The 437-nt window shown below is 65.4% G+C and carries 1 protein-coding gene; it reads right to left on the bottom strand.

Going from position 1 to position 437, the window contains the following annotated elements:
- Positions 1-437: EF-Tu/IF-2/RF-3 family GTPase (locus tag RNB18_RS52345; protein ID WP_311721097.1), on the bottom strand; the 437-nt coding region annotated here is incomplete at both ends.

Here is a 437-nt window from a genome sequence, read left to right as displayed (position 1 = left end):
ACGGCGTGTGGCGGCCGCCCTCGTCCTTGGACAGGATGTAGACGCTGCCCTCGAACTCGGTGTGCGGGGTGGTGGTGCCGGGCTTGACCACAACCTGGCCACGCTCGACGTCCTCGCGCTTGATGCCACGAACCAGCAGACCGACGTTGTCGCCGGCCTGGCCCTGGTCGAGCAGCTTGCGGAACATTTCCACACCGGTGACGGTGGTCTTGGTCGTGGTCGGGCGGATGCCGACGATCTCGACCTCTTCGTTGACGTTGATCACGCCACGCTCGACACGACCGGTCACCACGGTGCCACGACCGGTGATGGTGAAGACGTCCTCGACGGGCATCAGGAACGGCTTGTCGGTCTCGCGAACCGGATCCGGGATCGACTCGTCGACCGCGTCCATCAGGTCCTCAACCGACTTGACCCACTTCGGGTCGCCCTCCAGC

The sequence above is a fragment of the Streptomyces doebereineriae genome, assembly GCF_031845645.1.
Taxonomy (GTDB): domain Bacteria; phylum Actinomycetota; class Actinomycetes; order Streptomycetales; family Streptomycetaceae; genus Streptomyces; species Streptomyces canus.
The sequence above is the reverse complement of the archived record's forward strand: the minus strand, read 5'-3'. Positions and strand labels throughout refer to the sequence as shown.